6 protein-coding genes are annotated in these 9,143 nt (G+C 67.8%); 5 read left to right on the plus strand and 1 reads right to left on the minus strand.

Going from position 1 to position 9,143, the window contains the following annotated elements; genetic code table 11:
- Positions 1-914: 914 nt before the first annotated feature.
- The 5 genes from QH195_RS00360 to QH195_RS00380 all read left to right on the plus strand — a co-directional run bounded on the left by QH195_RS00360 (position 915) and on the right by QH195_RS00380 (position 8,711).
- Positions 915-5,117 (plus strand): RHS repeat-associated core domain-containing protein, encoded by a 4,203-nt coding sequence (locus tag QH195_RS00360; RefSeq protein ID WP_280433891.1) that lies wholly within the window; start codon positions 915-917, stop codon positions 5,115-5,117.
- Positions 5,114-5,530, plus strand: a complete 417-nt coding sequence (locus QH195_RS00365; protein ID WP_280426101.1) for a hypothetical protein — start codon at positions 5,114-5,116, stop codon at positions 5,528-5,530. The genes QH195_RS00360 and QH195_RS00365 overlap by 4 nt, the downstream gene beginning before the upstream one ends.
- Positions 5,531-5,614: 84 nt before the next feature.
- On the plus strand, positions 5,615-6,346 hold the full coding sequence (locus QH195_RS00370) for a dienelactone hydrolase family protein (RefSeq protein ID WP_280433892.1): 732 nt from the start codon (positions 5,615-5,617) through the stop codon (positions 6,344-6,346).
- A gap of 165 nt (positions 6,347-6,511) precedes the next feature.
- The gene (locus QH195_RS00375) at positions 6,512-7,207 is read left to right on the plus strand and encodes a YwaF family protein (protein ID WP_280426102.1); all 696 of its coding nucleotides are present in this window, start codon (positions 6,512-6,514) and stop codon (positions 7,205-7,207) included.
- A gap of 76 nt (positions 7,208-7,283) precedes the next feature.
- Complete coding sequence (locus QH195_RS00380) at positions 7,284-8,711, plus strand: DUF2252 domain-containing protein (protein WP_280433889.1); 1,428 nt, start codon at positions 7,284-7,286, stop codon at positions 8,709-8,711.
- A 71-nt stretch (positions 8,712-8,782) separates the two neighbouring features.
- Here QH195_RS00380 and QH195_RS00385 read toward each other — a convergent pair.
- Positions 8,783-9,143 (minus strand): O-methyltransferase (locus QH195_RS00385; protein ID WP_280433890.1); only part of this gene is annotated, 361 nt, incomplete at its 5' end.

Here is a 9,143-nt window from a genome sequence, read left to right on the forward strand (position 1 = left end):
CCGCCCCCCCCCCCCCCCCGACAACACCCGCCGCCCCCACTCACAACACCCACCCTCACCCGTCACCACCCTCTCAAACCCACCCCGACCCCACACTCCATGCCCCCCTCTACACGACTCCGGAACCCGGCACCCCCGAACGCCCCGGTCACCACCCGGAAGCCGAGAATCCGAGCCCCCGGACCGAACCCGGCCCCCAGACCGACCCGGGCAACGCACCCCCTTCCCGACCTGACGCCTCCGCAGCACAGCCGGGCCGGGACACCGACGACCCGTCGGCGAACCGCCCGGACGACAGCGGCTCCCCCGACTCGGCGACGCGGCCTGAACCACCCGGATCACACACTCCGGATCGAACTCCCGGCCCTCGGCCCGACAGCGACGCACCGGCGCATACCGGCGACCATCCGCACGGGTCTCGTGCGGGCTCCGACGCCGCCGGCTCACACAACCCGGACCAGCCGGGATCGCATCACACGAACGGCGGACAACGGGCGGACACCGACCCGGCTGCCGACACCGATCGCACGCCCGACCCGCATCCGGACAACGATTCCACGAGTACACCACCGTCGTACCCGGCCCCCGGAACGCATCCCGGCCAGGGAGCGTCCGGGTTCCGCACCGATTTCACCCCGAACGCCCCGTCACGCAGCCCGGACCCGGCCGACCAGCCGCACCGCCCCAGCAGTTCCTCTCCTGCGCGACCACCCGAACCGGCAAGCGCGCGCACCCCCGCAAATTCCTCCCCCGCACGTACGCCCGAAACAACACACACCCGGGCACCCCACAGCTCGCCCGCCACCCGGCCGGACCCGGCAACGAGGCCGGACCCCGACGTTTCCTCCCGCCCACGATCCACCGCGCATACATCACCGGCGACCCGGCGGCACTCCGACACCACATCGACCAGAATCCCGGAGCCCGACCGGCCCGGTGACCGGCCGGGAACACGACCCGACCCCGAGCCGCGAACACCGAACGATCGCAACCGTCCACGCACCGACGACCCCGACACATCCCGCACCACGACCCGGCACCACACCCCCGAAACACCCACCGACCGACCCACCCGCGACCCCGGCAATCCGTCCGGAGACCCGGACCCGCGGGACAGCTACGACGATCCGCACCGCCACGATCCGGAGACATCCCGCGACCGCGACACCGGCACACGGTCCCCGCTCGACCGCTCCCGCTCCGAGACGGACAACACCGGAGATCGTGACCGGACCGATCGGAACCCGGACACCGCCGACCGCGGCCCGGACGAACCCGAGCGAAACAGCGACGAGCCGACCGCCCACGATCGCGCGGAGGCGGACCGAACCGCGCACGAGCATGCCCGCACCGCAGGTCCGGAGTCCGACCGCACCCCGGCACAGAAGACCTGCTCCACCGATCCGGTCGACCTCGGCACCGGCGAATTCCTGCTCCCGGAAACCGATTTCGACCTCCCGGGTGTATTGCCGCTGACCCTGCGCCGCGCCCACCACTCCAACTACCGATTCGGTCGCTGGTTCGGCCCGTCCTGGTCGTCCACCCTGGATATCCGCCTCGTCGTCGACGACGCCGGCGTGACATTCCTCGGTGAGGACGGCATCATGCTGGCCTACCCGCACGCCGAGGTGAATGTCCCCGTTCACCCACTCACCGAAGGCCAACTGTGGTCACTGACCCGCACCGAGGCCGGCGGCTACCGGGTACACGACCGCCGGCGGGAGCTGATCTGGCATTTCGCCCCCGAATCCGTGCTGGATGGGCTGGACATCCGCCTGGGGAACTACGCCGTTTCGGCGATCACCGACCGGCATCACAACCGCATCCGCTTCCACTACGGCGCCGACGGCGCACCCATCGAGATATCGCACTCCGGCGGGTACCGCGTCCGCGTCGACACGCACCGAGGCCGGGTCACCACGCTGTCTCTCGTCACCGGCACAGAGCAGGCCGCCGCGTGGCGCTACACCTACACCGCCGGAAATCTGGCATCGGCCACGGATCCCGACGGTGCGACCATGCGCTACACCTATGACGCCGAGAACCGGATGACCTCGTGGACCGACACCAACGGCAACCGGATGGTCAACACCTACGACGAGGCCGGCCGGGTGATCCGTCAGCGCGGCACCGGCGGGATCCTCGATTCCGATTTCGCCTACCTCGAGTTCCCGGACGGTACCGGACGGGTCACGGCAGTCACGGATTCCACGGGTGCTGTCACACAGCACGGCTTCGACCGGGAGCTCCAACTCCGCGATCTGATCGACCCGGCCGGCGGGCACACCCATATCGATTACAACGCCGACCGGCGCCCGTTGGCGATCACCGGTCCGGACGGAGCGACGACCGGTTACCGATACAGCGAATCAGGCAACGTGGCGAGTATCGTTCGCCCGGACGGCAAGGCGATCACTGCCGCCTACGTCTTCCACAACCGGCCCAGCACGGTGACAGGCGCGGACGGTACCGTGACCCGCCGGGAATGGTCGGCAGAAGGCAACCTCTCCGCAGTCGTCGACCCGGCCGGCAATCGCACGGAATTCACCTACCACGCCAATGGCGCCCTCGCGACGGTGACCGAACCCAGTGGTGCACGCACCACGATCCAAGTCGACGCGGCGGGTCTACCGATCCGGATCACAGACCCGCTCGGCTCAGTCACCGTCATCCGGCGTGACGCCACCGGACGACCGGTCGAGATCATCGACCCATTGGGCCGCCACACGCACCATGAGTGGTCCGCTCACGGAAAGCTGTTGCGGCAGACCGATCCCGAGGGCCACACCGAATCATGGTCATACGACGGCGAGGGCAACGTCCTCACTCACACCGATGCCGCGGGTGCTGTCACCCGGTATACCTACGGTGACTTCGACCTCCTGCACTCCCGCACGGATCCCGGCGGCGCTGTCACCCGATACACCTGGGACCGCGAACGACGCCTCCTCGCGGTAGCCAACCCCCTCGGCCAGACCTGGTCGTACGAATACGATCCGGCCGGCCGGCTCGTCACCGAAACCGACTACGCGGGCATCGCCACCCGGTACACCCACGATCGGGCGGGTCGAATCGAGACCGTCATCCGAGCGACCGGCACCGTGCACCACCGTCACGATGTCCTGGGCCGCCTCACCGAGATCAGTACGGACACCGGCGAATGGATTCACTACCGGTACGACCCGGCGGGCCGGTTGCTGCAGGCGGTCAACGGTATCGGTGCCGATCCGGCACATATCCTCGACTGCACATACACATCCACCGGACAGCTTGCCGCCGAACGTCTCGACGACGCCGAGATCCTGTACGAGCACGACCGGCGTGGGAACCGGATCCGCTGCACCACTCCGTCCGGCGCGGTCACAACCTGGCGCCACGATATCGCGAACCGGGTCGACCAGATGACCACCGACGGCCGGGATCTCACCTTCGACTACGACCCCCTCGGCCGACTCACCAGCTGGCAGATCGGTGAAATCGCGCTCACCCGGCAATTCGGTGCCGCCGGGTACATCACCGAGCAGGAAGTCACCGCCTTCCCCGCGCGGACGCTGACGCTCGACCCGACCCCCCGGCCCGCACCGCGCCGGCTGCGCCGCGACGAATTCACCTACCGCCCGGACGGCTATCTGACCGAACACACCACAATCCGCGCGACGAACCCGGTCACTCCCGCCACGCCGACACCGGAAACGGCCGCGCCCGACCGGGACACGGGCCCGACGGACTTCTCCGAATCACTCCTGCGACGAACATACGATCTGGACCCGCTCGGCCGGATCACCGCAATCGCCCACAACGGCGCGATCACCGAACGCTACAGCTACGACCACCTCGGCAATATCACCGATGCGCGTGTACCGACCGAACCCCCGCCGTCGGCCCACACGAACTCCGCCGGCCCCGGCCGGTCCCGCGCGGACACGTCACCGCCGCCCACGCGTGAAGACCGGAGGAACCTCCTCATCCGTGACGGCCGCACCCGCTACCACTACGACGCCGCGGGCCGTCTCGTCCGCAAGACCACCACACGCCTGTCCCGCAAACCCGATGTCTGGCGCTTCCGCTACAACGCTTTCGACCAGCTCACCGATGTCTGGACCCCTGACCATGAATGGTGGCATTACACCTACGACCCGCTCGGCCGCCGTTCCACCAAACAGCACCTCGCCGCCGACGGCACGATCCTCGAACGCATCGACTACATCTGGGACGGCGCCCATCTGATCGAGCAGACCGGTACCACCTCCACCGTTCGCTGGCAGTACCGGCCCGGCTCCCACACACCGCTCACGCAAACGATCGAGCAGGCCGGGGTCGACCGTGAGTTCTGCGCGGTCGTCACCGACCTCGTCGGCGCCCCGGCCGAACTGATAGATCCCGACACCACCGATCCCGCGGCCACCGCCGGTGCCGACCTGTGGGGCCGTACCAGCTGGCGCGGGAAATCCAGCTCACTGTTGCGCTTTCCGGGACAGATCTACGACCCGGAAACCGGGCTGCATTACAACATGTTCCGGTACTACAACCCGGACACCGGTCAATACCTCACACCCGACCCGCTCGGCCTCGAACCTTCGCCGAACCCCTACGCCTACACCACCAACCCACTCAGGTTCGTCGACCCGCTCGGCCTGACACCGACCGCGTGCGAGATGTTCGACAACTTCCGCAGACAGGTCACGCCTGGGGAGCTCCGCGGTGCGCCGCCGCCCTACCCGGGTGGCCGGCCGGGGCATGCGCAATCGAAACACGGCGTCAGCACACAGGTTCAGGCGTCGATCCTGAACAGCCCTGATCGCATATTCAGCGGGACGTACCGAGGCAAGCACCATCGCACCCGGGAGCCGTACACCCGCGAGGTCGACATCTACTACCAGGCAGCAAGCCCGAACGATCCCACCGCCGGTTCTGTGGTGATCACCGAAGCGGGTAACAAGAACTCGGTCATCACCGCCTATGGTTTGATCGACAAAAAGGCCGACAATCCGAGACCGGTGTCCCCGGAACTATGGGCGGACGACCCGGATTACGTCGAGATCCGCGTCAACAACGACGGCTCCAATGAGGTGGAATACACCGACCGGGAGCGCTTCGAAAGGAATGACTGGCCGTGACGGTCGAGAACGGTTCCGAGGACAACACAGCGTCCGGCCGGTGGCGGGCGACGATCGACAATCTCGTCGCCGGCCTCGCCGACCACCTCGGGGAACCGGTGACCGTGATCGATGCGGAGGAGATGGAGGATGCGTTCTCCTGCCTGATCCGAGGCCCTGAGCCGACCGGCCCATCCCTGCAGGTTGCCTGGAAGGGAGTGCTGGGTATGCAATTCATCGACGAGCAACCGGATATCAGCGTATCGATGTTCCTGTTCAGCCGGGGCCGCCGCCTGCGGCTCGACGACGAGCCCGGCAGTTACCTGGAAATCGTCTACGAAGGCCCGGCCGACGGCTCCGGGACCTGGCGCGACCTGGGCTGGCTGCAGGACGACTTCGGTGAGTTCGCGGCATACGACCGGTACGGCGACTGACCGCACTGGATCTCATCTGGGCAGCGCTCGGCCGGCAGGGTCGAACCTCGCCCGTTCGGACGGGTAGGGTCGCGGGGCGTGACGATGATCGAGATTTCGCTTCCCGGTGGCAGTGCTGAAGGATATGTGTCCGGCGAATCCGGACCCGGGGTCCTGCTCTTTCAGGACGCGATCGGTTTGCGTCCGGAGATCGAGCGGATGGCGGATCGGATCGCGTCGTGGGGTTATGTCGTACTGGCACCGCATATCTTCTGGCGGGACGGGCGTGCCGCCGACCTCGCACCTACCGTCGACCTGCGTGATCCGGCGAATCGTGACGCGTTCTTCTCCTCCGGAGTGGGTGAGCGGATGGCCCGGCTCACGCCGGAGATACTGCGAGCAGACGGCGAAGTGTGGCTGGAGACGCTGCAGGGACTGCCAGGTGTCACCGGAACCGCCGTCGGCGCGACCGGATACTGCTTCGGCGGCCGCGTCGCATTGCGTCTGGCCGCGCACCGCCCGGACGAGGTCGCGGCGATCGGGATGTTCCACACCGGCGGGATCGTCACCGAGGGTCCCGACAGCCCGCACACCGAGGTTCCCCGGGTCCGGGCCGCCGTTCTGGCCGGCCACGCCGACAACGACGGTTCCAACACCCCGGAGCAGATCGCTGCTTTCGACGCCGCGCTCGAAGCGGCCGGCCTCGACTACCGGACCGCCGTCTATCCGGACGCACCGCACGGCTACACCATGCCCGATACCGCCGCTTATCAGGAGGCGGGCGCCGAACGGCACTACCGGGAACTGCGCGAACTGTTCGACCGCACCCTGAAGTAGGTAGCGCTTGCGCAGAGCCGTCGGCGGCACCCGCCGGAACCCTTCCGCTGGTGCCGGTGCCTGGTCGGCGGGCAAGGTCCGATCGCCGCGGTCACGGCCGATCGATCGACACACCGCGAACTGTTCCGTACTCGGGCGCGTACGGGGCCGCACTACGCTGAGAGCGTGGAGCGACCACTGGCCAGGGAGTTTTCCGCGTACGGGGTGTCACATTGGGTCGTGCTGGTGGTGTTCGCGGTGGGGGCAATTGCGGTCGTCGCGGTCGGGCGGTGGGAGCGGGAACGCGACGGAGCGGGGAGTTTCGGCCGGGCGCTCGGATGGGTGACGCTCGGGCTGTATCTGGTGGTCTACCTGTCCACGATGTTTCCGCCGACGCTCGAGCGGGCGGTACCGCTGCGGTTGACCGATCTGGCAACCCTCGTTGCCGGGTATGCGCTGGTGACAAGGCAACAGTGGGCATACGCGCTGACCTACTACTGGTGTCTCACCTTGAGCACGCAGGCGCTCGTGTCACCGGCGTTGGACAGTGCGGACTTCCCGAATCACCAGTTCCTGGCGTTCTGGGCGATTCACCTGCTCGTCGTCTGGGGGGCGATCTACCTGACCTGGGGCGTGGGAATGCGCCCGGGCTGGGGAAGCTATCGGTTGGCGGTGGCAGCGACTGTGGTGTGGGTGGGAGTGACCTTTGTCTTCAATTCGCTCGCCGATACCAACCACGGGTTCGTCAATCGGAAACCCTCGACTCCGTCGCTGCTCGACGTTCTGGGGCCGTGGCCGTGGTATCTCGGCACGGTGGCCGCGCTGCTACTCGTGGTGTGGGCATTGATGACCTGGCCTTGGGTCCGGGACCGCCGCGAGTAGTTCATTCGTCGCAGTGCCGTGGTCTCACCCGCGCCGGGTGACGACGTGCCGGTCCGAGGGCGGCTACCGTACGCCCATGGCCCGACCTCATGCAGGTACCGAGCCCGGGATGGACCGGCGGGAGGACCGCGCACAACGGACCGAGCGCGGAGCCGGGCAGCGCGAGCGGCTACCTTTCGACGCCCTCGCCGGCGTGGGATCCGAGGACGATCGCGACCCGCCGGCGCTCCTCGAATCCCAGGCCGGTACCCGCATCCCCGAACTGGTACCCGTGCGCTACGGCCGAATGGCGACCTCACCGTTCGCGTTCTTCCGCGGCGCCGCGCTGGTGATGGCCGACGATCTGGCCCGCACCCCGAACACCGGCCTGCACACCCAGCTCTGCGGGGACGCGCATCTGAGCAACTTCGGCCTTTTCGCCACCCCGGAGCGCCGGCTCGCCTTCGATGTCAACGATTTCGACGAAACCTTTCCCGGGCCCTTCGAATGGGATGTCAAACGGCTCGTTGCGAGCCTGGCCGTTGCCGGGCGGGACAACGGTTTCAAAACCAAGCACCGCCACCGCATCACCCGGGCCTGCGCCGCCGAGTACCGCGAAACCATGACCTACCAGGCCGGACTCGGCGAGCTCGCGGTGTGGTACGCCCATATCGAAGCCGAGACCGAAATGGCCGAGCTGCGTGCGGTACTCGATTCACCGACTCGCAAGCGGGTCGAGAAGACGATCGGGAAAGCATGGGGCCGCGATAGTGCGCACGCGCTGTCGAAATTGACCACGACCGGCGCCGACGGGCAGCCGCGGATCGTCAGTATGCCGCCGTTGATCGTGCCGGTCGAGGAATTGACCACCGGTGCCGATGCCGAGCTGGTGCAGCGGACGATGCGCAAACGCCTGGCCGACTACCGCACGACCCTGCAACCCGACCGCCGATTCCTGCTCGACCGGTTCGATTACGTGCACGCGGCCCGCAAGGTGGTGGGTGTGGGCAGTGTGGGCACCCGCTGCTGGATCGTCCTGCTGCGCGGCCCCGGCGACGATCCACTCTTCCTACAGGCGAAGGAGGCGCAGCCTTCGGTGCTCGCCCGGTATCTCGACGGTCCCGAGTACGCGAATCAAGCGGAACGGGTGGTGACCGGGCAGCGGCTCATGCAGGCGACCAGCGATATTTTCCTCGGCTGGCATCGCGGCCCCGACGCCGACGGGGTGATCCGCGACTTCTACATCCGCCAGCTCCGCGACGGCAAGGGTTCCGCCGATATCGACACCATGTCACCCGACCTGATGGCCCTGTACGGCCGGCTGTGCGCCCGGGTACTGGCCCAGGCGCACGCGCGCGGCGGCGACCGCTTCGCGATCGCGGGTTATCTGGGCTCCGGCGACGAATTCGATTCGGCAATGGCAGATTTCGCGGAGAACTACGCCGACCGAAGCGCACGTGACCACGCGGCCCTGCTCCGGGCGATCGAGGACGGCCGTGTCACGGCCGCACCCGTTACCCAGTAGCGGACACCGTCGCGTCACCCTGAGGACCACGCACGAAGATCGCCCCGCGGCGGGATGCCGGTATCCCCGCGTCAGTTCACCACGGCGAACGCGAAACCGTCCCAGCCCTTCGCTCCCACCGTCTGGACGACCGTCGCGTCCAGCCGCGGTTCCTCGGCGAGAAGTTCGACCAGTTCCCGGCTCGCCCGGACGGCGGGATCATCCGAGTCCGCGTCGGCGAGGCGCCCGCCGCGCACCACATTGTCGACGACGATCACCGTCCCGGGCCGGCTCAACCGCAGCGCCCACCGCACATAGTTCGAGTTGTTCACCTTGTCGGCGTCGATGAAGACCAGGTCGAACGGATCCGGCTGCTCTTCGGCCAGCACCGGCAGCGATTCCATCGCCGCGCCGATCCGGATATCGACCACGTCGCCCAACCCGGCCCGGTCC

It is taken from the genome of Nocardia carnea, assembly GCF_029868855.1.
Classification (GTDB): Bacteria; Actinomycetota; Actinomycetes; order Mycobacteriales; family Mycobacteriaceae; genus Nocardia; species Nocardia carnea_A.